The organism is Cyclobacterium sp. 10D3-21 (assembly GCF_055809755.1).
In genome coordinates this window covers 5,974,473-5,997,941 of record NZ_CM147924.1, presented here as the reverse complement: position 1 = coordinate 5,997,941, position 23,469 = coordinate 5,974,473, and the positions used below count along the sequence as shown (strand labels likewise).

19 protein-coding genes are annotated in these 23,469 nt (G+C 38.5%); 6 read left to right on the top strand and 13 right to left on the bottom strand.

The window, feature by feature from the left end:
- Window positions 1-536 precede the first annotated feature (536 nt).
- The gene (locus AC0L7T_RS23190; protein ID WP_473338749.1) at window positions 537-863 is read right to left on the bottom strand and encodes a HesB/IscA family protein; all 327 of its coding nucleotides are present in this window, start codon (window positions 861-863) and stop codon (window positions 537-539) included.
- 468 nt (window positions 864-1,331) lie between these two features.
- On the opposite strand from AC0L7T_RS23190, the gene thiL reads away from it, so the two are divergent.
- On the top strand, window positions 1,332-2,363 hold the full coding sequence (gene thiL, locus AC0L7T_RS23185; protein ID WP_473338748.1) for a thiamine-phosphate kinase: 1,032 nt from the start codon (window positions 1,332-1,334) through the stop codon (window positions 2,361-2,363).
- 33 nt (window positions 2,364-2,396) lie between these two features.
- On the opposite strand, the gene AC0L7T_RS23180 is transcribed toward thiL, so the two are convergent.
- Window positions 2,397-2,774, bottom strand: coding sequence for a hypothetical protein (locus AC0L7T_RS23180; protein ID WP_473338746.1), 378 nt, complete (start codon window positions 2,772-2,774; stop codon window positions 2,397-2,399).
- Complete coding sequence (gene rlmD / locus AC0L7T_RS23175; protein WP_473338744.1) at window positions 2,771-4,183, bottom strand: 23S rRNA (uracil(1939)-C(5))-methyltransferase RlmD; 1,413 nt, start codon at window positions 4,181-4,183, stop codon at window positions 2,771-2,773. Before rlmD ends, AC0L7T_RS23180 begins: the two co-directional genes overlap by 4 nt.
- Window positions 4,184-4,505: 322 nt before the next feature.
- On the opposite strand from rlmD, the gene AC0L7T_RS23170 reads away from it, so the two are divergent.
- The 3 genes from AC0L7T_RS23170 (at window position 4,506) to AC0L7T_RS23160 (ending at window position 10,339) form a co-directional block, all read left to right on the top strand.
- On the top strand, window positions 4,506-5,003 hold the full coding sequence (locus AC0L7T_RS23170; RefSeq protein WP_473338743.1) for a hypothetical protein: 498 nt from the start codon (window positions 4,506-4,508) through the stop codon (window positions 5,001-5,003).
- A 525-nt stretch (window positions 5,004-5,528) separates the two neighbouring features.
- A complete protein-coding gene (locus tag AC0L7T_RS23165) occupies window positions 5,529-6,341 on the top strand; it encodes an SDR family oxidoreductase (RefSeq protein ID WP_473338742.1) in 813 nt (270 codons plus the stop codon).
- Window positions 6,341-10,339, top strand: a complete 3,999-nt coding sequence (locus AC0L7T_RS23160) for an AAA domain-containing protein (RefSeq protein ID WP_473338740.1) — start codon at window positions 6,341-6,343, stop codon at window positions 10,337-10,339. Before AC0L7T_RS23165 ends, AC0L7T_RS23160 begins: the two co-directional genes overlap by 1 nt.
- An 85-nt stretch (window positions 10,340-10,424) precedes the next feature.
- On the opposite strand, the gene AC0L7T_RS23155 is transcribed toward AC0L7T_RS23160, so the two are convergent.
- Genes AC0L7T_RS23155 through recQ form a run of 4 tightly spaced genes read right to left on the bottom strand, consistent with a single transcriptional unit; the run spans window position 10,425 to window position 15,801 of the window.
- Entirely contained in the window at window positions 10,425-10,898 is a 474-nt protein-coding gene (locus tag AC0L7T_RS23155; protein WP_473338739.1) for a gliding motility lipoprotein GldH, read from the bottom strand.
- On the bottom strand, window positions 10,888-12,267 hold the full coding sequence (locus AC0L7T_RS23150; protein ID WP_473338738.1) for a PSP1 domain-containing protein: 1,380 nt from the start codon (window positions 12,265-12,267) through the stop codon (window positions 10,888-10,890). The genes AC0L7T_RS23155 and AC0L7T_RS23150 overlap by 11 nt, the downstream gene beginning before the upstream one ends.
- Before the next feature lie 45 nt (window positions 12,268-12,312).
- Window positions 12,313-13,608 carry a phosphoribosylamine--glycine ligase gene (gene purD, locus AC0L7T_RS23145; protein WP_473338737.1) on the bottom strand — a complete coding sequence of 432 codons (1,296 nt, stop codon included), beginning with the start codon at window positions 13,606-13,608 and terminating at the stop codon, window positions 12,313-12,315.
- 15 nt (window positions 13,609-13,623) lie between these two features.
- Complete coding sequence (recQ, locus tag AC0L7T_RS23140; RefSeq protein ID WP_473338736.1) at window positions 13,624-15,801, bottom strand: DNA helicase RecQ; 2,178 nt, start codon at window positions 15,799-15,801, stop codon at window positions 13,624-13,626.
- Between the two features lie 99 nt (window positions 15,802-15,900).
- On the opposite strand from recQ, the gene AC0L7T_RS23135 reads away from it, so the two are divergent.
- Together AC0L7T_RS23135 and AC0L7T_RS23130 are read left to right on the top strand one after the other, a co-directional pair.
- On the top strand, window positions 15,901-16,869 hold the full coding sequence (locus tag AC0L7T_RS23135; protein WP_473338735.1) for a KpsF/GutQ family sugar-phosphate isomerase: 969 nt from the start codon (window positions 15,901-15,903) through the stop codon (window positions 16,867-16,869).
- Between the two features lie 2 nt (window positions 16,870-16,871).
- Window positions 16,872-17,948 (top strand): mannose-1-phosphate guanylyltransferase, encoded by a 1,077-nt coding sequence (locus tag AC0L7T_RS23130; RefSeq protein WP_473338734.1) that lies wholly within the window; start codon window positions 16,872-16,874, stop codon window positions 17,946-17,948.
- Window positions 17,949-17,957: 9 nt separating this feature from the next.
- Here AC0L7T_RS23130 and murQ read toward each other — a convergent pair whose 3' ends face one another.
- The 6 genes from murQ to accD all read right to left on the bottom strand — a co-directional run bounded on the left by murQ (window position 17,958) and on the right by accD (window position 23,407).
- On the bottom strand, window positions 17,958-18,767 hold the full coding sequence (gene murQ / locus AC0L7T_RS23125; RefSeq protein ID WP_473338733.1) for an N-acetylmuramic acid 6-phosphate etherase: 810 nt from the start codon (window positions 18,765-18,767) through the stop codon (window positions 17,958-17,960).
- Complete coding sequence (locus AC0L7T_RS23120) at window positions 18,764-19,606, bottom strand: N-acetylglucosamine kinase (protein ID WP_473338732.1); 843 nt, start codon at window positions 19,604-19,606, stop codon at window positions 18,764-18,766. Before AC0L7T_RS23120 ends, murQ begins: the two co-directional genes overlap by 4 nt.
- A complete protein-coding gene (locus AC0L7T_RS23115) occupies window positions 19,607-19,834 on the bottom strand; it encodes a cytochrome b5 domain-containing protein (RefSeq protein ID WP_473338731.1) in 228 nt (75 codons plus the stop codon).
- 51 nt (window positions 19,835-19,885) lie between these two features.
- A complete protein-coding gene (locus tag AC0L7T_RS23110) occupies window positions 19,886-21,043 on the bottom strand; it encodes a formimidoylglutamase (protein WP_473338730.1) in 1,158 nt (385 codons plus the stop codon).
- A gap of 92 nt (window positions 21,044-21,135) precedes the next feature.
- Entirely contained in the window at window positions 21,136-22,440 is a 1,305-nt protein-coding gene (nqrF, locus tag AC0L7T_RS23105; protein WP_473338729.1) for an NADH:ubiquinone reductase (Na(+)-transporting) subunit F, read from the bottom strand.
- A 124-nt stretch (window positions 22,441-22,564) separates the two neighbouring features.
- Complete coding sequence (gene accD, locus AC0L7T_RS23100) at window positions 22,565-23,407, bottom strand: acetyl-CoA carboxylase, carboxyltransferase subunit beta (RefSeq protein ID WP_473338728.1); 843 nt, start codon at window positions 23,405-23,407, stop codon at window positions 22,565-22,567.
- Between the last annotated feature and the right edge of the window lie 62 nt (window positions 23,408-23,469).

Genomic DNA, 23,469 nt, shown 5'->3' with positions numbered 1-23,469 from the left:
CTAATGTAGTAAAAAATTTAACCTTTGGCATAATCCATCCTGAATTATATTGATTTATGGATTTTTATTTCCTGAAAAATCTAATAGCTTAAAGTGTTAGTTATGTGTGGATTATAGCATTTAGTTATTTACTTAACCTAACCGTTTTAAAGTAATGTGTCTAAATTTTGAATGTCGCAGTCCTCGGGATTTAGATAAAACCAGCCTAACCATTTATAGGTCTGGGTAAGGGCTTTTTGTTAGATCAGTAGTATGCATTGACATTTTAATAGGAGGTGTAAATACCTCAAAAACAGTTGTTTAATTGTCACTTCTTAAGTGATATAGGCCTGTGGTGAGGCATCCAAAAAACAGTCTGATTCTATTGATATTAACATAATAGATGGGGATTCAAGAGACTCTCCTCAGCCAAAAGCAAGTTGGAGAAAAAAATAGTTACCCTAATTTTGAGACAATAAGTTCATAGAAAAAAAATCAAAAAGCCTAAAACAGGATATTGAAATCCATATTTTAGGCTTGTATTTGTTCCTTGATAATTAAATGGAAAAACTTTCCCCACAACCACATGTTCTTGATGCGTTTGGGTTGACAAATTGAAATCCTTTGCCATTTAATCCATCACTAAATTCTAAAGTGGTGCCTGCGAGATATAGCAAACTTTTTCTATCCACAATTATTTTTACTCCTTTATCTTCAAAAACATGGTCTGAATCCGAGGTAGCATTGTCAAAACCTAAGTCATACATTAAGCCAGAACAACCTCCTCCTTTGACAGATACCCTTATATTTTCTTCTTCATTCCTGTTTTCTTCCTGTCTAAGTTCAAGGATACGATCCTTGGCTTTATCTGAAATGATGATCATATTTTTTCAAGTTTATATACCCTATTCATTTAACGACAATTAACCAGTAATGTTGGAAATTAATTCCATTATTCCTATTGAATTATGCCCCAAAGTTAACAAATCAAAATGGAATACTTGCTATGGCTGTAGTGGAGGTTTATTCCTCATTTGGCAGGAACTGAATTTTAGGTTATAACTATTAAATAAGAACCGACTTAATTAATTGTGCCTTAAGTCAATTAATTAAGTGTCATATTTATTTATGGGTATTATCTCAGATGGTTAATAGGGTGGGTGGGAATCTTTGTTTAGAATTTGTTGCAAGACTATTTCCTATGGAAGGAGTAATAATATTTGAACTTTCAATTTGCAGTACCTGCTTAAGAATGATATTAATGAAATGGCACAGCTCACAAATAAATCGTACTTTTGTGCTGGAAATTTATTGCTCTTAATTGGAGGGCTTGTTACCAGAAATAAAATGCTATGAACAAGGAAAAAAGGACTGAAATTTCGACACTTGGAGAGTTTGGACTTATTGATATGATCAGTGAGGATATAAAAAACAATCATCCCAGTTCCATAAAGGGAATAGGAGATGATGCAGCAGTGATAGGAGAGGGTGATGATCTTCGCGTTGTGACTACAGATTTGCTTTTAGAAGGTGTTCATTTTGACCTTTCCTATACTCCTTTAAAGCATCTTGGCTTTAAGGCAGTTGCTGTGAACGTAAGTGATATCGCAGCAATGAATGCTATTCCAACTCAGATAACAATAGGTATTGGGCTTTCAAGTCGATTCTCTGTAGAAGCTGTCGAAGAACTTTATGAAGGGATCAAGCTAGCCGCAGCACATTATAATGTGGATATTGTAGGAGGAGACACTACTTCCTCCAGGTCAGGCTTGGTCCTAAGTATTACCGCTATAGGAGAAGTGAAAAAAGAAGCGATAAGTTACAGGTCTGGCGCTAAAATAAATGATATTATTTGCGCAACAGGAGATTTAGGAGGTGCATTTGTAGGCTTGCAGGTGTTGGAACGTGAAAAGGAGGTTTTCCTATCCAATCCTAACATGCAGCCTGACCTTGAAAAATATCCTTATATCACATCGAGGCAATTAAAACCAGATGCCCGAATGGATATCATTCATGAGTTTAAAGAGTTGGGACTAGTACCTACAAGCATGATCGATATTTCAGATGGTTTAGCATCAGAATTGTTTCATATCTGCAAAGCTTCGGATGTAGGAGTGGCCATTTATGAGGATAAACTACCTATCGATAAGCAAACTTATGATACGGCTTTTGAGTTTAACATGGACCCTACTACTTGTGTTTTAAATGGTGGTGAGGATTATGAACTTTTGTTCACCATTAGCCAGGATGATTTTAAGAAACTGGAAAAACACCCTGACATCCATTTTATAGGGCATGTGACGGAAAAAGAAAGTGGCAAGTACCTTGTCAGTAAAAGCGGTTCTGCCGTACCATTGAAAGCTCAAGGCTGGTCTCATTTTTGAGCCCTGCCTTGAGTGAATTATAGGGGACATCCCTTACTCTTCTGGATAAGGGATGTATAAAAACTTGGTGAATTCTTCATCGACGACAAAAAGACAACAGAATTCATCAGGATCTTTGTATGACGCCTTAAATTGTTCCACTCCTTCCTCTTTAATTAATCCTCGTTGAATAAATTCATCCAGGTAGGTGATGTAATAATTCCAGTCTATTGCCTTTTCTTTTCGACTTAGAAACAGTTGCCCTATCGGTTGCTCTTCCTTACTAATTGGAAAGATAGGGTATTCTGAAAACTTCCGTTGCCGCACCTGATAGGCAGCCTCTTTAAGGGTATCGCTAATTTTTATAAAATCACTGCTAATGGTCCCCAAGTATTTCCCATTGAGTTCAGGGTCATTTTCGTTGCTGATCATCTTTGATTTTTTAATTTTAGTAAAACTACGTTTTCAACATGATAGGTTTGTGGGAACATGTCCACAGGCTGAATTTTGATAATTTCATATTTTTCGGCTAGCAATGCAACATCCCTTGCCTGAGTAGCAGGGTTGCAACTTACATAAACGATTTTCCCTGCTTCAAGGCGTAACAGCATGTTTATCACATCCTCATGCATACCCGCTCTAGGGGGGTCAGTGATTATCACATCCGGTTTTTCGTGGTTGGCGACAAATTCATCATCCAACACATCTTTCATGTCTCCAGCATAAAACAGCGTGTTGTCAATGCCATTGCGGAGTGAATTCCCCTTGGCATCAACTATGGCAGGTTCAACATATTCAATGCCAATAACCTGTTTTGCATTTTTAGCAACGAAATTCGCAATGGTACCTGTACCAGTGTACAAATCATAAACTACTTCATCACCACTTAGCTCAGCAAATTCCCTTGCGACTTTATATAACTCGTATGCTTGGGATGAATTGGTTTGGTAAAAGGATTTGGGGCCTATTTTAAACTTCAGCCCTTCCATGGTTTCTTCAATATAATCTCTTCCCGCGTAGGTTTGAACCTCTAGATCCTGAAAAGTCTCATTTTTCTTAAGGTTGACAATGTACATCAATGCAGTGATGTCGGGGAAACGTTGGTGAAGAAATTCCATTGCTTTAGCAATACCCTCCTGATCATCTTCTCCAAACTGAACGATGACCATGGACTGTCCATCGAGTGTGGTTCTAATGATAAGGTTACGTAAAAGGCCCGTTTGATTTATTATGTCATAAAATGACAAGCCTTCCTTTAAAGCAAAATCGCCAAGTTCATTTCTGACATCGTTGGAAATATTGTCTTGTAAATAACAATGGTCAATATCAATTATCTTATCAAACCTTTTGGGAACATGGAAACCCAAGGCATTCCGTTCAAATACCTCGCCTGAGTCAATTTCTTCCCTAGTGAGCCATCTGTTGTTAGAAAAAGTGAAATCTAATTTATTTCGATAGTATTGGGTTTTTGCAGAACCGATAATAGGCATTACCTCAGGCAAAGGCACTTTTGCGATTCGCTCAAACTGATCAATCACCTGTTGCCTTTTGTAGGTCATCTGGAGTTCATAAGAGATATGCTGCCACTTACAACCACCACAAACACCAAAGTGGGCACAAAAAGGAGTAACCCTGTCTGGAGAGTATTCGTGAATTTTAATTGCCTCAGCCTCTAAGAAACTGCTTCGACCTTTGGTAACTCGGACATCTACAACGTCACCAGGAGCCACATTACTTACAAAGACAACCTTCCCTTCGTGGTGTCCGACACATTTACCTTCCGCAGCTATTCTTTCGATTTTTAACTGCTCGAGGACCTTATTCTTCATTTTTCTTGACATAGGTCACAAAATTAATCATTTTCGGTCAAAGGGTTGAATATTGTCCTTCTTGGTTTCAAACTTTTATATATCTGGGTCAATGCTGTCCTAAACTTTCCAACAGGGAAAAGTTTGTTTGAATTATCAAATTAATTTTTTAACTTGTAATTTAGTAGTTAACCCTGTTGGGAAATAATTAGGTGCAATTTTCAAACTATTTTTTCACAAAATTCAATCCATTAGGATCTTTTTTTGTGTTGTTTATCAACATTATTAAAGTAAACCTACTTAAAATTAAAATATAAAGACTTTTATAAAAAATGATACCCGAAATAAAAATAATATGAAAAATATTATATGGTCAATAATAATAACAGCGATACTAAGCACTTCTTGTTCAAGTAATCCGGATAAAATCACCTACCCAAAAGATTTAAAAACTTTTTCACTAAATGATTCAATAAAATTTGATGAAAAGTGGTATGATTATAAATATAAAATCGTTTCTTACTCAAATGGTTCCTCTACACACCTTATTAAATGGGCTGAGGCAATTGAAAAGTTTCCGGAAATAGCATTTCTATTTTACATTGACAAAAAAGACTCTATTAAAATAAAGGAAAGGTTAAAACAAAGAGAATTTTATTGGCCAGTTTTTTACGATCCTGAAAGCAAATTTCTAGAATCAAATAAAATAAAAGGCCTTGGAGCACGTCCCTATTATCGTTTTATTTTCGCAATTAAAGACGACAAAATAATTGATATAGCAAAAATGAAAAACAACCCCATGTTTCCTGAGGATTTTGAGAAATATTTAAATGATTTTTTATCAGAGAATTAAACAAATAAATTTTAAAACGGGTAGTTAAAACTTGAAAAAAGACTTCCCTGATAAAACCATTAAGTGGTTAACCTACCATTAGGCGAAATGAAAATATTAGCTTTATAAAGAAATGGCGTCTTAATTAACAAGGACGCCATTTAATTAAATCAACAATCACAAAGATTACATTGTTCATAAGCTGCACTGCAATTTTCACTGCTGTAGTAATCAGGATCACAATTGTAAACTGTCATCACACCACTACAATATTTCATTCTTTGATAACAATCAGCATCCGCATTAAAAACTGGAACCATACCAATAGTCCTAGCAACAGTACTTACAGCCCTTATCGGTTTACTTTTCCTTTACCAATTTCTTGAAAATTGAACGGTCAATTTTTTTAATAATCTGTGAAAACAATGTAATATTACACATAAGAGGTTCGCATTTTTTGGTGCAAATCCAAAACAACTATTTTGGGCAAAAAATTGAACTTCTCATTTTTTATTTAGAATGCATTGTATCTTGGTAATAAAAAACATGGAAATAAAAAATAAAGTAGTGGTCATAACAGGAGCTACTTCAGGAATTGGTCAAGCTTGTGCGCTTATTTTTGGTAAAGCAGGAGCTAAAATTTGGATTACCGGTAGGAGCAGGGTTAAATTAGATGAAACATTACTTCTGCTTCAAAAGGAAGGAGTTGATTGTGGAGGTGGTGTTTGTGATGCAGCCATTGCCGAACAAAACCAACAAATGGCCGATGATGCGATCAAGCATTTTGGAAAAATTGATGTATTGATCAATAATGCTGGGATTAGCATGAGGGCATTGTTTCGTGAATTGGATTTGAAAGTGTTTCATCAAGTCATGGACATTAATTTTTGGGGGACTGTTTACGCCACTAAATTTTGCATGGATGAAATCATTAAAAATAAAGGAGCCATTATCGGTGTTTCTTCAATAAACGGTTTTAGAGGTACACCTGCCAGAACAGCCTATACGGCGAGTAAATTTGCAATGAATGGCTTCTTCGAGTCTTTGAGAACAGAAGTGATGAAGTTAGGTGTGCATGTTATGGTAGTTTGTCCAGGTTTTACTGCCTCAAATATTAGGAACAATGCACTTCTAGGGGACGGGAGCAGCCAAAGTGAATCCCCTAGGGAAGAGGATAAAATGATGACGGCTGAAGAAGTGGCAGAGGCCATGCTTACCGCATTAAGGAAAAAGAAAAGGGATTTGGTACTTACCAGTCAAGGCAAAATGGCCGTATTCCTCAATAAATGGATACCTGGAATAATGGATACAATAGTATACAATCATATGGCTAAGGAAAAAGATTCACCCTTTAAATAATGTCTAAACTAAAAGATGTACTTCGGGTTTATTTGAATAGGTTAGTAGATCTCTCCTCTAATAATCGATCCATATTCCTTCCTAAAATCATTTCCAGCCAAATGATTGATTTGAAGGATTTCCATTTTTTAAATAACCATGCATCTTTTTTTTACATCACAGAATTATTAGGTAGAAAAAGAAATATTCCCCTAATCCAGGTTTTGGATAGCCGGGATCAGAATGTCAACCAGCTTTCTGTTCGCTTAAAACGCCTGAAACAGCAAGTTAACTATACAATTGAAGAAACCGGGGAGAAAAGTTTATTCGTAGGCTGGCCATTTGTGGAGGGGAAACTTTTAAATGGGCAACTCACGCGCTGCCCATTGGTCTTTTTTCCAGTGGAGCTTATTCTGGAAGACAAAACCTGGTACCTGAGGAAAAGTGTGGGCGAATTGCCATTTTTGAATCCCTCCTTATTACTGGCCTATAGCCAGGCAATGGGGAAACCATTTGATCCGGAATGGTTGGAAGCATCTTTGGAAGATTTTAACAAGGATCCGATGGGTTTTCGAACGGATCTTTACCAATTGCTCAAAAATCAGGTGGAGTTAAACTTTAGTAGGGAAATTTATCAAGACAAACTGGACTTTTTTCCTGACAATTCCAGGGACTTTTTTGAAGAATCTTTTGATGTGGGTTTGCTAAAATTAAAACCCTATGCCATTTTAGGGCAGTTTTCTCAAAAGAGTTCTTTCTTGATGGACGATTATGAGCAGTTGATCAAGCAATCTGATCATGTAAATTTAGAAGAATTATTTTCAGAGTATTTTGTAAATAAGTCCGACAATCCACAGCCCACTACAGAAAGTAATTTATACAATACCTTTCCGATAGATGCCAGTCAGGAATCCGTTATTCATCATACGAAGTCTGGCAATTCCTGTGTCGTACAGGGCCCTCCGGGGACGGGGAAGTCACAGCTGATTTGTAATATGGTGGCTGACTTTGCCTCCAGAGGCAAAAAGGTGTTAGTAGTGTCCCAGAAGAGGGCCGCGCTCGATGTTGTCTACCGGCGTATAGCTTCCCAGGGGATGGCTAATTTCACCGCTTTGGTGCATGATTATCGTGGAGATAGAAAAGAACTCTATAAAAAAATAAATCACCAAATCAGTTCCCTTGAAAATTACCAGGCCTTGAACAGGTCTATTGATGCGATACAGCTGGAGCGAAATTTTAGCCAGATGTGCCGGAACATAGAAAGGTTTTCTGATTTTTTTGACGCTTATAAGGAAGCCTTATATGATACCAGCGATTGTGGGGCTCCAGTAAAAGAACTTTACCTTACTTCAGATTACCAAAGTGTAGGTATAGACATGACTCAGTTTTACAGGTGTTTTCGGCTTGATGAGTTAGATGGGTTTTTAAATGACTTCGAGCAATACCAGTATTATTACAAGAAATTTCAAGTAGCGGCTTCATTTTGGCTGCACAGAGTGGATTTTTCCACAATGGGACCAGAAGCCATCAAAGGTGCGTCAGCTACTTTTCAGGAGCTTTTTTCAGTAAAGATCACTGCGAAAAATGATTTGAATTCCATGCTGGCAGATGCTTTTGAATATGGGCTTATCTATCAATCCTTCCAGCAGAAAGAGAAAATAGAAGCCTTGAGTTTGTCCATCAGTGACCAGGAGATCTATGAAAAGTTCAAGGCCCTCATGATCCATGATGCAGGTACATTGGACCTGCTATGGTTGGAGAATAAGGTGGATATGATCACAAAATTGTTGATGGATGAAGGTGTGGAATGGGGCATCAGCAATCAGGAAGTGGAGGAAACATTGCAGCATGCTGTCCATTATTCAAAGCAGCTGGAATCATTGTATGGCAAAATTTCCATGAAAGTTACCCCAAATAAATTTGGGGTAATTAAATCCCTGCTTGAGAAAAATGGATTAAAAAACAACAAAGAAGACATTGCAATTTTGGTTCAAAGGTTGGAGAACCGCATGAACTTAAACCATCAATATGCTCTTCTGGAACAGAAAAAGTGGATTAAGCTTCCTGATAAACCCTTTACGATTGACCAATTTGAGGAAGTAGCGGCATTGCACCTCAAAGCATTGAAGGCCAGGTTTATTATGAGTGAGCTCGGTGTTCTGGCCTCCTATTTTTTCAAAACACAATTCTCATTCGAGCACTTTCAGCATTTACTGGAAGGTGTAAGTGTTATTAACGATTGGGTAGAGGATCATTTTTCTTCCTGGCGGGAATACCTTACAGAGATACAAATAAAACACCTGTTAAGCACTGAAGATGAAGATAAACTAAAAGAAATACAAAGTAGTCTCCCAAAGGATATTGATGAATTAACACGTTTCGATAAGTTAAGGCATAGCATGCTTGAGGAGGAAAAGAAGGTGATTGAGAAATTAATTGATGAATTTCCTGACAGCGACTACGATGCTTTAAAAACCATGTTTTTGTCCAGCCTGAAGATCAGTTGGATAAGTCATTTGGAAGCCAAATACCCGGTTTTGAAGGAGATCTATGGACCTCAAATCAAAAGTAATATATCGGAATTCGAGAATTCTGTTGAAGAAAAATTGAAAATTTCCCGATTTATTATAGAAATGAGACTGAGAGAGGGGATTTGTACTGATTTGGAATACAATAGGTTAAACAATCTTATTTCCTATAGAGAATTGGCACATCAGGTAGGGAAGAAACGCCAAATTTGGTCTGTTAAGAAACTGATTGATCATTATAAGGAGGAAATATTTAGACTTATTCCTTGCTGGCTTGCCTCTCCGGAAACTGCCTCTGCTTTATTTCCACTTGAGCAATATTTTGATTTGGTAATCTTTGACGAAGCCAGCCAGTGTTATTTCGAGAGGGGTTTACCTCTGATGTTAAGAGGCAAACAGGTGGTTATAGCAGGAGACCGGCAACAACTTCAACCTTATGATCTTTACCAAACCCGAATTCAAACTGAGGAGGAAGATACAATGGAAGTGGAAATTGATTCTTTACTGGACATGGTAACGCAGTATTTTCCTACATTTCACCTCCAAACCCATTACCGAAGTGCAACTTTACCATTGATAGATTTTTCTAACAGAAATTTTTATGAAGGAAAGCTATACATGCTTCCAGATAGAAAAGTCCTCAATAGTGGTGAGCATGGACTACATTTAATCAAAGTAGAAGGCGTATGGGAAAACCAAACCAACAAGCTAGAAGCTGAAGAAGTGCTGTTTCAGTTGCAAAGTTTGAGAATTAAATTTCCTTTAGACAGCATAGGTGTCATTACTTTTAATTATCATCAAATGATGCTGATTGCAAATCTTATTGATTTGGAAGATACCCTGGCTCAGGATGATAATATTCGTATAAAAAACATCGAAAATGTCCAGGGAGATGAATTTGATCATGTGGTATTTTCAGTAGGATATTCAAGAAATCCCGAAGGGAAATTTACAGCCAATTTTGGTTTACTGTCTAGAAAGGGTGGCGAGAACAGGTTAAATGTGGCCATTACCAGAGCCAGGAAACAAAATATTCTAATTTCCAGTTTGAAGGCAAGTGATTTCAAAGAGCGGCACATGAAAAATGCCGGAATTAGACTGTTAAAAGAATATTTGGTTTTTGTTGATGAGGTACAGCAAGGCAAAGCTACCTTAGAACTGAGGCCTGATGCTCCAGGTTATGACCGGAATTGGTCTTTTAGAGACAGGCTTATCGGGAATTACGGTAATCATGAAGTGGTAGAAAACCCCTATTCGGCAGTGATGGATCTGGAAGTAAAAGAACAAGAAAAAGCTGTGGCAGCTATTCTTACCGATGACCAACGCTTCTTTTCCTCCAGAACTTCAAAAGAAGCTTTTGTCTACCATCCACGTTTATTGACTTCCAGAAATTGGAATATTGTATTTTTATTCAGCAGACAATATTGGTTGGATAAAGAGGATTTGTTGCAAACCAAGATCGCTCAAGTTAAAACTCAATCTGGAGAATAAACCAAGATTTTGAGACCTAAGAGCAATATGAAATGGAGCTACCAATGTGAGGATAGCTCCATACTGACTTAAAAAGGTCGCTGTATTATTGACCGTAATTGATTTTTAGACCTACTGATTCTATACCTGAAAGAGTGTCTTTTCTCATGTATTGAATAAATTGAAAGGTAGAATTGGGCTGGATGACATCACCTGGAAGGGTGTCATACCTTATTCTCCTGTTGCCATATCCTTGACCAAGCGGTTTTCCCGTTTTAGGGTCAAAAAGATGGATATTAAGCAGCGAATCTACCAAGACCTTGTCGACACTATCCTTAAGAAGGTATCGAATGTAGAGATTATTGTACTCGTATTTATCATCATACCTGATACTTAGGATAGATGACAACCCAGAACTTTCTTCCAGTGAATCTACTTTGAAAGAAATGGTATCAGAAACAACCCATTTTAATGCTTCCAGTTCTTGAAAAGACTCATATACCCGACCATTATTACAAGCGGTAATAACCCAAAATAGGTTCAATATAAGGGCTGTGGCCAATACACTTTTACTTTTCATCGGGTTTAGCTTTGTTATCACCACCTTTTGGACCTTTGTTTCGATTGGGTCTCCTCCTTTTGTTCCTATTATTTCCTTGAGCTTTTGGAGCGTTAGGGTCTATTTCCTTTGGTGGAGTTCCAGGTTTTGCTTGTGCATTTTCTGGTTTGTTGTTTCTTCTATGTGGCCTTTTGTTTTTAGGATGGCGTGGTTTTTCCTCTGAATTATTTTGAGTTCTCTGAGGAGTTTCTGAAGCGTTACCTGATGTATTTGGTTTGCGAGATTTAGGTTTCCTTTTCTTTTTTGTCCTTGAGTTGGCAAATTTCTTGTCTAGTAATTCAAGGTCTTCATTTGTTTTATTGTTGTCATATTCACCTTCAAAAGCTTTGTCCTGTTGCAGGTTAAAAGGGGTAATTCCTTTCTCATTTTGCTCAATGATTGATTTCACCCTGTCACAATCAATAGAGTGCCAATTGTTATCATCATTATAACTGAACCACATCAATCGGCGAAATATATCCGTTTTTTGAAGTTTTGCCCTTCCCGCTTCAGTCAGTAAAGGTTTCTCAATATTGGGAATGTCCTTTAAGGCACTCAAATAACTTTCCAGCTCAAAGTTCAAACAACATTTTAGTCTACCACACTGGCCTGAAAGTTTGCTGGGATTGAGCGATAGGTTTTGATAACGTGCCGCTGAAGTGGTTACACTTTTAAAGTCGTGAATCCATGTAGAACAGCACAACTCTCTACCGCAAACACCCACACCACCAAGTCGGCCGGCCTCTTGCCTTAGACTGATCTGTCTCATCTCTACCCTGATTTTAAATTCAGAGGCAAGAAGCTTTATGAGTTCGCGAAAATCTACCCTGTCGTCAGCCGAGTAGAAAAAAGTTGCTTTTGAATTATCTGCCTGGTATTCCACGTCAGACAATTTCATGGAAAGCTTTATTTCATCGATGATTTGCTTGCCTCTATAAATGGTAGGGGTTTCTCTGTTTTTTGCATCCTGCCATTTTTCTAAATCCTTTGGAGTGGCAACTCTATAGATGCTTAAAATATTGTCATCGTTTTTAACCTTCCGTTTTTGCATTTGAAGCCTTACAAGTTCACCTTGTAAAGAAACATAACCAATGTGATGCCCATTGGGAACATCCACCACCACCGGGTCACCAGTAGTTAATTGTAAATGTCCTGAATTCCTGAAATATTCTTTTCTTCCTCCTTTAAATTTTACTTCAACAATATCAAATTTATCTATCTCGGGTATCCCCATATGGGACAACCAATCAAAGGCATTCATTTTATTACAATCGCTGGTACCACAACTGCCATTGTTTTGGCAGCCACCCTCAGAGGTGGAGTCGGTACTGCAGTTTGTGCATCCTGACATATATACTATATATTTAAGGGAGTTTCCTCCTCGTGAATATGGGCGTTATTTACCTAATTGGAGGATGTCTTGTCCTATGTCTTTTCGGTAATTAGCTTTCTCCCATGTAATTTCGCTTACCCTTAGGTAAGCATTTTCAATCGCCTTTTCGACAGTATCACCTAAACCAGTAATACCCAGAACCCTGCCACCATTCGTGACTATTTGGTTAGCAGAATCGCTTTTGGTTCCTGCATGAAAGGTGATGGCTTGCTGTATATTGGATTTTTCCAAACCTGAGATGACTTTACCCTTTTCGTAGGCTTCAGGGTAACCTCCAGCCACCATTACGACGGTAGCTGTTTTGGTAGGAGCAATCTCTAGTTTGTAGTCAATCAAGGTTTTGCTTGCGGTGGCGTTAAGTAGCTCCAAGAAATCACTTTCTATTCTAGGCAGTACTGCCTGGGTTTCGGGATCTCCCATCCTGACATTGTACTCAATGACATAAGGTTCTCCCTCCATATTCATTAAGCCTATAAATAGAAAACCTCTATAATCAATATTGTCTTTCTTAAGGCCTGATATTGTTGGTTTCACTACTCTTTCCTCGACTTTTTGCATGAAATCCTTATCTGCAAATGGAACGGGACTAATGGCACCCATCCCTCCTGTGTTTGGCCCGGTATCACCTTCTCCAATTCTTTTATAATCTTTTGCTTCCGGAAGGATCTTGTAACTTTCGCCATCTGTAGCAACAAATACGGAAAGCTCAATGCCAGAAAGGAAAGTTTCAATGACGACTCTTGTTGAGGCTTCACCAAATTTTTGACCTACCAACATGTCGTTAAGGCTGTTTTCCGCCTCTTCGTAACTAGTGCAGATCAATACTCCTTTACCAGCTGCCAGACCATCTGCTTTTAATACAATGGGGAGGTTTTGCTGTTTTAGAAAATCAATTCCCTCTTGTAATGTAGCTGAGGTGAAAGTGGCGTATGAGGCAGTAGGAATACCATGCGCCATCATGAATTTTTTTGAAAAATCCTTACTTCCTTCTAGTCTGGCACCTGATTCTCCTGGGCCTACTATGGGGATTCCGGAAGTTTCAGGACTTTGGGCCATAAAATCCCTCAATCCGTTAACCAAAGGCTCTTCAGGGCCTACTACTAAGAGGTCAATTTTGTTGTCAAGGCAAAAGCTTTTTATGCCTTCAAAATCATTTACACCTATGGATATGTTTTGTCCAAAAGCCGAAGAGCCGGCGTTTCCTGGAGCTATCCATAAATTTTCACATTTTTCACTTTGTTTTATTTTCCAGGCAAAGGCATTTTCTCTGCCACCGCTTCCTATAAGCAATATGTTCATTTGATAAATTCTTTTTTAGTTGGCGTGATCTGATATGAATTTAATCCGGTATACCCGCACTTCTTCTTCTGCAAAGTCATCGTCTTCAAGTTCTGCCATAGCATCTCTGATATGGTCTGATTCAGCCGTCATAAAATAATCCTGGAGGATGTCTTCTCTTTCATCATCCATGATGTTTTCTATATAATAATTGATGTTTAATTTAGTGCCGCTATAGATTATTTGCTCAATCTCATGCAGCAAGTCATTCATGCTAATGTTCAGGTTATTGGCAATTTCATCGAGATCGATTTTTCTGTCAATTTGCTGAATAATTGTGATTTTTACTTTAGACCGGATGCCGGAAGTTTTTACTACTACATCTGATGCAGTTGTGATATCATTGGCTTCTACATAGTTCTCTATTAGCCGGAGAAAGGATTTACCAAATTTGCTGACTTTCCCTGTGCCTACACCGTTTATTTGAGCCAATTCCTCAGTGGTGGTAGGATAGATCGTTGCCATTTCCTCCAGGGAAGGGTCTTGAAAGATTACATAAGGTGGTAAATTCTTTGACTTGGCTACTTTTTTTCGCTCTAACTTTAATAATTCATAGAGCTTTTCATCATAAGCCTTACCAATATTATTCATTTCTTCCGATGAAGCAGTTTCTGCCATTTTAGCGAAATCATGATTTTTACCTAGTATAACAGAATGAGGTTTTTTAATAAACGCGTTACTTTGTTTAGAAAGTAAAATGATACCGTAATTTTCAATGTCTTTTTCAAGCAGACCAAAAATCATAGCCTGCCTTAAGACGGTCTTCCAATAAATTTCATCTTTGTCTTTACCAGCACCGAATGAGGGAAGCTTGTCATGATCGTAACTTAGGATATAATCGTTTTTTTCGCCCTTCAAGAAGCTAACGATATGATCCATGCTAAATCGCTGATTAGTCTCCTTGACAGCTTTAATTGCTTTCACAATATCGTCTTGCCCTTCGAATGTCTCCTTTGTTTTTTTACAGTTGTCGCAAAAGCCACAATCCGTGGATAATGTTTCCCCAAAGTAGTGCAAAAGAAATCTCCTTCGGCAAACAGAACTTTCAGAATAGGCAGCCATTTCCTGAAGAAGTACTCGGGCATTTTCCCGTTCATTGACTGGCTTGTCCTTATTGAATTTTTCTAATTTGACAATGTCCTCATACCGATAAAACATTAAACAATGCCCTTCAAGCCCATCTCTTCCTGAGCGCCCGGTTTCCTGATAGTATCCTTCGAGTGATTTTGGCACATCGTAGTGGATGACATACCTGACATCAGGTTTGTCTATCCCCATACCAAAGGCGATCGTCGCTACGATTACATCTACCTCCTCATTTAAGAAGTCATCTTGGTTTTTAACCCTCACATGACCATCTAGTCCAGCATGATAGGGAGCCGCATTGATCCCATTTACCTTTAATAGCTCTGCTATTTCAGTAACTTTTTTTCGACTGAGACAATAGATAATCCCGGACTTACCTTTCTGGGACTTGATGTATTTAATTATTTCTTTTTTTGTTTCATTTTTAACCTTCGGTCGAACCTCGTAATAGAGGTTGGTTCTATTAAAGGAAGACTTGAATAGGTCCGCTTCCTCCATTTGAAGGTTACGCTGAATGTCCTGCTGCACTTTTGGCGTTGCAGTAGCTGTCAAAGCGATTACCGGAAGATTATCACCAATTTGAGCAATGATTGATTTTATCTTTCTGTATTCTGGTCTGAAATCATGACCCCATTCTGAGATGCAGTGTGCTTCATCAATGGCCACAAAGCTAATGTCTGCGTTTTTTAAGAATTTAACGTTCTCTTCCTTTGTCAGAGACTCAGGAGCAACATACAGCAGTTTGGTTAGGCCGGCGCTGACTTCTCCCTTTACCCGATTGGATTCTGTTTTACTAAGGGTAGAGTTTAGAAAATGAGCGTTAATGCCATAACTATTCAATTGATCCACCTGATTCTTCATCAGGGCTATCAATGGCGAAATGACTATTGCTGTTCCACTTTTAGAAACAGCCGGCAATTGATAACAAAGTGACTTCCCTGCACCAGTCGGCATTATCACGAAGGTGTTGTTGCCCTTCAGAATATTGTCCACTATCAACTGTTGGTTTCCTCTGAATTGATTGAAACCAAATATTTTTTTTAGATTATCTTTTACCTCTTTGTCCACTACATTAATAGTTTAATGAGTTACTCCCTGTCAATTATTAATGTTTAAGGTAAAACTTTCCTACCTTGTATACAAAACTAACAATTAACAGCTGTAAAATTGAATTTACTAAAAAATATTAAAAACACGGCAATAAATGTGTTTCAAAACGAGGCCGATGCGTTATTAAATTTGATCCCTCATATTGGAGTTGATTTTGAGGCTTGTGTGACGGATATTTTAAAAAGTAAGGGTAGGGTAGTAATTACCGGAATAGGTAAAAGTGCTATCGTATCAAATAAAATTGTGGCAACATTGAATTCTACAGGTACTCCTTCTCTATTTATGCATGCTGCCGATGCTATTCATGGGGATTTGGGTATGATTAAAAAAGAAGATTTTGTAATTTGTGTTTCCAAGAGTGGTAATACACCTGAAATTAAGCTTTTGGTACCTATGCTTAAACAATTGGGAAACAAGCTAATAGGTATAGTAGGCAATGCCAATAGTTTTTTGGCCCAGCAGTCCGATTATGTGTTGTTTACAGGAATAGAAGAAGAAGCTTGTCCAAATAACCTGGCGCCAACCACCAGTACAACCGTTCAGATGGCCATGGGAGATGCGCTGGCGATTTGTTTGCTTACGGCTCGAGGATTTACTGCAGAATCATTTGCTCGATTCCATCCTGGAGGCATATTGGGCAAACAGCTTTACTTGAAAGTGAAAGATGTAATTGACCTAAAGTTGGTACCCAAGGTAGAAGAGAATGCCTCTTTAAAAGATGTCATTCTAGAGATCAGTAGTAAAAGGCTGGGCGCTACTGCAGTCGTGGATGCTGAGAAAAGGCTGCAGGGGATTATCACGGATGGAGATTTAAGGAGAATGCTACAAAATAATTTTGAGTTGTCAGCTATTAAAGCCAAAGACATTATGACAAAAGACCCTAAAGTGATTTTAGTGGATGAATATGCAATAAAAGCCGCAGCGTTAATGAAGACTCACAATATTACCCAACTTGTGGTGACGGATGGTGAATCATTGGTTGGATTTATCCATATTCATGATTTGATGAAGGAAGGTATCGTATAGACATGAAGGAAAAAGACAGGTACATTGTTATATTAGCAGGTGGTATTGGTATTAAATTTTGGCCTTCTAGCAGGCGTCAAAGGCCAAAACAATTTTTAGATCTATTGGGTACTGGACGGACATTATTGCAAATGACCTATGACCGGTATGAAAATCATTTTGAAAATTATCAATTCATTATCGTCACAAGTAAGCGGTATCTACCACTTGTGAAAGAGCAGCTTCCCAATATTTCAGAGGATCAAATTCTGGTGGAGCCCATGCGGAGAAATACTGCTGCTTCAATAGCATTGGCGAGTTATAAAATTCAAAAGCTAAATCCCAATGCAAAGGTATTAGTAAGCCCTTCGGATCAGCTGATTTTAAATGAAAATTCATTTTTTGAGGCCATAGATGAAGCCATGGAAGGGGCTTCGACCGTGGAAAATCTGATAACCATTGGAATCAAACCCTATCGGCCAGACACAAATTATGGCTATATACAATTTTTCCCTGAAAAGGGACAAACGGTTAAAAAAGTAAAGACCTTTTCTGAAAAACCGGATCTGGAATTGGCCACTGCTTTTATTGAAAGTGGGGATTTCGTTTGGAATACGGGCACTTTTGTATGGAAAAATGAAAGCATAATCAAAGCTTTTGAAAAATATCTTCCAGAAATGGCGGAAGTATTTGAGGAAGGAGCGGTCTATTTTTGCACAGACAAAGAAGCTGAATTTCTTGTAAAAGCCTATAGTTTTATTAGAAACGTGTCTATAGATCACGGCATTTTGGAGAAATCAAATGAAGTATTTGTGGTGTTAGGAGAGTTCGGATGGTCGGACCTTGGTTCTTGGCAAAACCTCTATGATATCAGTGAAAAGGACAATAATAACAACTCAGTAAAAGGTAAAGCAATGTTGTATGAAACAAGTGATTGCTTCATCAATATGCCGCCAAATAAACTGGTAGTAGTACAAGGGCTTAAAGACTATCTCATTAGTGATAGCGGAGATGTCCTGCTGATCTGTAAGTTAGGTGCAAATAGTAAATACAAAGAGTATGTGACTGACGCCAAGAAGATTGGCGAAAATTTCATTTGATTTTTATTACTAATTGTCTTTTCCGAAAGCCGTAACTGCCTTTCTTACCGAGCCATGTTGGTTTAGCATTTTCAAGGCCTCTTTTTCATCGAGCCCAGTGGCCTCCATGATCATTAGTGTGCCCCGGTGAACCAATTTCTTGTTGGAAAGTTGCATGTCCACCATTTTGTTGCCTTTGACTTTGCCCAACTTAATCATGACGCTGGTAGAGATCATGTTGAGTCCTAGTTTTTGGGCAGTTCCAGATTTCATTCTTGTACTTCCAGTTACGAATTCAGGACCAACGACTATTTCTACCGGTATGGCCACCTCTTTTGCCAGAGGGCTTCCCGAGTTGCAGGTTATACAGCCTGTGAGCAGTCCTTCCTTCATTGCAGTCTTTACTCCTCCTATCACATAAGGCGTCGTGCCTGATGCTGCTATACCAATGACTGTGTCTTGGGGGTTAAAACCAAAACCCTGAATATCAACCCAAGCTTGGTTAGGGTTGTCTTCTGCATTTTCCACCGCTTTTCTGATGGCAGTATCACCCCCGGCAATTATACCAATTACCATTTCGTGAGGCACACCATAAGTAGGAGGGCACTCCGATGCATCAAGTATACCTAATCGGCCGCTGGTGCCTGCCCCAATGTAAATGAGGCGACCACCTTTCTCCATTCTTGGGACAATGGCTTCCACCAATTTTTGAATTTGAGGAATGGCTTTATTGACTGCCTGTGGTACCGTCTGGTCTTCCTTATTCATATTGGTCAATAATTCATTGACCGTCATTTTTTCCAGGTGATTGTAATAGGAGGCGCTTTCTGTGGTGCTCATATCTTCTGCTGATGGTATAGGGTTAATCCGGCTATTGGGGTTTCCAGGATTGTATTAATTTGGATGCCAAGGTCATTTCCTATCTGCCTTAAAACATCATTGTTATAGTAAGCAATGGACCCGACAAAATTCACAGGTTTATTTTGATAATCCTTGTATCGCATTACATGGCGAGAGAAGAAATCTTTAAACCCGTTATAAAAAAGACCATAACAATATGGATCTGATTTATGCTTTGCTATAAATTCACAGAAACTTGCCATAAATCGATTGGGGAATGGTCTTTTATAGACATTGTCCTGAATATCAATTATCGATAGGTGGTAGGTCTCAATAAAGGCTTCCCGAATTGGCAATGGCATGTCGTCATATATGAAATCCTGAAGAAAATGCTTACCGATATAGGTTCCCCCGCCTTCATCCCCTAACAAGTATCCAGGTGAAGGTCTACTGTCAATTATTTGGTCACCATTATAGTCTCCACTATTAGAACCGGTACCAAGTATGCAGGCAATCCCTGGTTCGTGACCACAAGTAGCCCTTGCTGAAGCCATAAGGTCATGGTCAACAAATACTTGGGCATGCGTATAAATACTATTTATGGCGCTTTTTACGGTTTCCTTATTGGCATCCGAAGTACAGCCAGCTCCATAAAAATAAACTTCACGGATTATATTTTTCCATTTCAGTAGATCTGGGGTTTGTAGTCCTAAGATCATGTCCTCCTTGGTCTGGTAATAGGGGTTAAAGCCTACTGTACGTGTTTGGTGGACTTTATTGTCATGTGTAATTACCCTCCAGTCTGTTTTGCTAGAGCCACTGTCTGCGATCAGGATCATTTATATTAAATAGCCAATAGGTTCAAATTTATCAAATACATTCTCATTATGTGGGGCATCACCAAGCTCATCTGTCAAGTCTTGACCTGCCCAATGTTCATAATGTTTGCCGTTTCTCCACAATCTGGAATTGCCTACATCATATATTTTGCCTTTGTAAGCAATCCATATTTCAGGTTTATCCTGTCCGTTTCTTAGGGCAAGTTGGTTCTTGGAAATAGAAATCATATGTTCACTCACATGCAAATATAGAACTACCTAGGATTTTTGCACCGATTATTAGTAAAGTTTTAATTGGGCATTTACCCACCTCTCTGGGATTTCTCCTTTTTGGGCGGTTTGATAATCCTGATAGCTACAAGGAATGATGGTGTCTCGGTTGTATTTCTCTCCTTTATTTCTAGGTATTTCCAGCCACCACTTGCCACTAAGTTTGCTTTTGAAAAAATGCAATATAGAAGGCTTGGAATCTAAAGAGACCGTGTATTTTATATAATCACTGCTTTTAAACGAAAGACTGTCCTTCCTTTGGTAAAAACCTTCGATGAAATACCAAATCATTGTAGCGATTACTGATGCGGTTTTCATCCGTGAATCGTCCATACTTGCATGGTACCCATATATCCCTATAGAGCTAAGTTTCTCATTGGTACCTGCAAACCAACTAATTTGACAAGCCTCTTCAGCACTTAATCCAAAAGGTTGTGCACCGATGGCTCCAGGAGCATCCGAGGAATTGATGGAACAAATGTCAAAGCTTAGTAGATCTGCATTTCTTATTAGGGGTTCGGTTTCTTTAAAATTATCTCTAAGCTGCCCTAAGCGGATATGGTCAAAATAAAGTTTTTCAAGTGTGGTGACTAGCTCAGGGTCTGTCAGGAAACTTTGGTAAGCCAGGTGGGAGTAATTGAACATGTAATTGGGCTCGTGAAGTACAAGCTCCTGGGAATGCAAATCTTGTGGGGTCCCAGTATCTTCCATGTCCATTTTAGCATCGACAGTGAGTAAGCTTACCAGTTTATTCATGTGTTGGTAGGCTTTAAATTGGCCCACATCCAGGTCGTGGCTGCCACCGATAAAGATGGGTAAAACCTGGTTTTTCAGCATTAACTCACCAATCGAACTGATAAGAGAGCGGGTTTCTGCTAAATTTTCTCCAACCTTGATGTTCCCTAAGTCTGCCAAGGTGTAATTACTTTGTCCTTTTTTTAGGTGATAAAGCTTTTGTCGAATGGAGGAAGTGCTTTCAATGGCGTTTTTCAAGGCTTCATCCCCTGTACCTCTGTATTCTTCAATGCCAATTATTGCGATATGAATCCCTTTCAGATCAGGGAAAGTCTCTCCATGGCAATGAATATGATGAAAAAATGCATTGTGCCCATATTCTCCATTTAGAATTTCGGAAGGGATTGGTTCGAAAAATGCCTGTAAATCCATGAGACGTTGTTAGAAATTGAATGTCAAAATTATAGAAAAAGAAGGCATAAAAAAAGTCCCGTTAAACTTTAACGGGACCCTTTGGTTAATTTTTATCCTCCGAAATCATCGAATCTGATATTCTCTTTTGGAACACCTAGATCATCCAGCATCTTAAGTACTGCTGAATTCATCAAAGGGGGACCACACAAGTAATATTCAATCTCATCCGGCTCATCAATATTTTTAAGGTAATTGTCATAAAGAACCTGGTGGATAAAGCCTACATAGCCATCTCCTTCTTTGTCATCCAAAGATTTTTTAACCTTCCAATTGTCTTCAGGTAATGGTTCTGACAAACCAATATTAAAACTGAAATTAGGGAATTCTTTTTCTATGCCTCTGAAATGTGGGGTGTAGAACAATTCTTTCTTGGATCTACCACCATACCAATAGGATACTTTTCTAGTGGTCCTTTCTGTGTGGAAGAGATGAAATAAATGGGATCTTAATGGTGCCATTCCAGCTCCACCACCAATATAAATCATTTCTCTTTGTGTAGGGTTGATATGGAATTCACCATAAGGACCTGATATAGTGACTTTGTCACCCGGTACTCTTGAGAATACGTATGAGGAACACACACCTGGATTGACATCCATCCATCTGTTATTTGCTCTATCCCATGGAGGAGTGGCGATACGGATGGTTAGCATTACTATATTTCCTTCAGCAGGGTGATTAGCCATGGAGTAAGCCCTAAAAAGAGGCTCATCATTTTTCATGGACAGGTCCCAAAGACCAAACTTATCCCAATCGCTTTGATATACGTCTTTTGGGTGTCCTAATTCGGGATGAGGAGTGATGTCCATGCCCTTAAAAGAAACGGTGATCGCTGGTACGTCAATTTGAATATAGCCTCCTGGTTCGAAATCCAATGTTTCACCTTCAGGAAGTTTTACTTTAAATTCTTTAATAAAAGTAGAAACGTTGTAATTGGAAATTACTTCACATTCCCATTTTTTGATACCGAAAATCTCATCTGGAATACGGATTTTCATGTCATTCTTTACCTTTACCTGGCAAGAAAGCCTAACGTGGTTTTGCTTTTCTGCTCTGCTAAGGTGCCCTTCTTCCGTAGGAAGTACTTCCCCTCCGCCTTCTTCAATGGTACACTTGCACATGGCACATGTACCGCCTCCTCCACAAGCTGAAGGAAGGAAGATTTTCTTGCTGCTTAGGGTGTTAAGCAAGGTAGATCCTGCAGAAGCAATTAAAGGTTTTTTTTCGTCCCCATTGATGATGATCTTAACATCTCCTGACGACACCAACTTAGACTGGGCAAAAAGAAGAACAAACACCAGTAGCAGAATAATAATGGTAAATGCTACTATCGAAGTAATGATTACTGAACTCATTTAATAAATTTTTATCTTTATCAGTATGTTTAACTGGTTTTGAATCCTACAAATATATTTATAATTCCCCAAAACCATCACAATCTTAGGATATTTTAATCCTTGGATTTAATATAATTACTTTCTATTGTCGGAGAAGGTTTAGCAAGGTGTATAATCTGTTTTTTAACTGCCTTCTGTCAATAATGAAGTCTAGAAAACCATGTTCCAAAACAAACTCTGAACTTTGGAATCCCTTTGGCAAATCTTTGCCAATTGTCTCACGGATTACCCTGGGTCCTGCAAATCCAATTAATGCACCAGGTTCTGCAATATTGAAATCTCCCAACATGGCAAATGAAGCAGTTACTCCTCCAGTGGTGGGGTCAGTCATAAGAGAGATATACGGGATGCCAGCTTCGTCCAGAAGGGAAAGTTTGGCTGATGTTTTAGCCATCTGCATAAGACTAAATCCAGCTTCCATCATTCTGGCTCCCCCTGATTTGGATATCATCAAAAAGGGAACCTTGTGTTTCAATGCATAATCAATTGCCCTGGCAATTTTCTCCCCAACTACGGATCCCATTGAACCTCCTATGAAATTAAAGTCCATACAGGTGATAACAATGTCCAAACCATTTAACTTGCCTACACCTGTTCTGGCAGCATCTTTTAAATTGGTTTTGGCAATGGTGTCCTTGATTCGTACAGGATAGGGTTTGCTATCTACGAAATTTAAAGGGTCACCAGATATCATGTCCTTATCCAATTCTGTAAACAGGTTATCATCAAATAGAATCTCAAAATATTCTTTCGAACCTATTTTTACATGATAGTCATCATCCGGACAAACATAGGAGTTGTTTTTCAACTCCCGGGTATGGATGATGTTCCCTTTCGGGGTTTTATACCATAATCCGTCCGGAGTATCCTTCTTCTCTTCTGTTGAGGTTTTGATGCCGGCATCTTTTCTTTTAAACCAAGCCATATAGTTTTGTTTAAATTATCCCAAACCAAATTGGGAAGCCAAATTTATAGGTAATATCTGTT

Coding starts and splice junctions, on each gene's coding strand:
- AC0L7T_RS23190 (WP_473338749.1), bottom strand. CDS start 863: ATGATCATCATTTCAGATAAAGCCAAGGATCGTATCCTTGAACTTAGA.
- thiL (WP_473338748.1), top strand. CDS start 1,332: ATGAACAAGGAAAAAAGGACTGAAATTTCGACACTTGGAGAGTTTGGA.
- AC0L7T_RS23180 (WP_473338746.1), bottom strand. CDS start 2,774: ATGATCAGCAACGAAAATGACCCTGAACTCAATGGGAAATACTTGGGG.
- rlmD (WP_473338744.1), bottom strand. CDS start 4,183: ATGTCAAGAAAAATGAAGAATAAGGTCCTCGAGCAGTTAAAAATCGAA.
- AC0L7T_RS23170 (WP_473338743.1), top strand. CDS start 4,506: ATGAAAAATATTATATGGTCAATAATAATAACAGCGATACTAAGCACT.
- AC0L7T_RS23165 (WP_473338742.1), top strand. CDS start 5,529: ATGGAAATAAAAAATAAAGTAGTGGTCATAACAGGAGCTACTTCAGGA.
- AC0L7T_RS23160 (WP_473338740.1), top strand. CDS start 6,341: ATGTCTAAACTAAAAGATGTACTTCGGGTTTATTTGAATAGGTTAGTA.
- AC0L7T_RS23155 (WP_473338739.1), bottom strand. CDS start 10,898: ATGAAAAGTAAAAGTGTATTGGCCACAGCCCTTATATTGAACCTATTT.
- AC0L7T_RS23150 (WP_473338738.1), bottom strand. CDS start 12,267: ATGTCAGGATGCACAAACTGCAGTACCGACTCCACCTCTGAGGGTGGC.
- purD (WP_473338737.1), bottom strand. CDS start 13,608: ATGAACATATTGCTTATAGGAAGCGGTGGCAGAGAAAATGCCTTTGCC.
- AC0L7T_RS23130 (WP_473338734.1), top strand. CDS start 16,872: ATGAAGGAAAAAGACAGGTACATTGTTATATTAGCAGGTGGTATTGGT.
- murQ (WP_473338733.1), bottom strand. CDS start 18,767: ATGAGCACCACAGAAAGCGCCTCCTATTACAATCACCTGGAAAAAATG.
- AC0L7T_RS23120 (WP_473338732.1), bottom strand. CDS start 19,606: ATGATCCTGATCGCAGACAGTGGCTCTAGCAAAACAGACTGGAGGGTA.
- AC0L7T_RS23115 (WP_473338731.1), bottom strand. CDS start 19,834: ATGATTTCTATTTCCAAGAACCAACTTGCCCTAAGAAACGGACAGGAT.
- AC0L7T_RS23110 (WP_473338730.1), bottom strand. CDS start 21,043: ATGGATTTACAGGCATTTTTCGAACCAATCCCTTCCGAAATTCTAAAT.
- nqrF (WP_473338729.1), bottom strand. CDS start 22,440: ATGAGTTCAGTAATCATTACTTCGATAGTAGCATTTACCATTATTATT.
- accD (WP_473338728.1), bottom strand. CDS start 23,407: ATGGCTTGGTTTAAAAGAAAAGATGCCGGCATCAAAACCTCAACAGAA.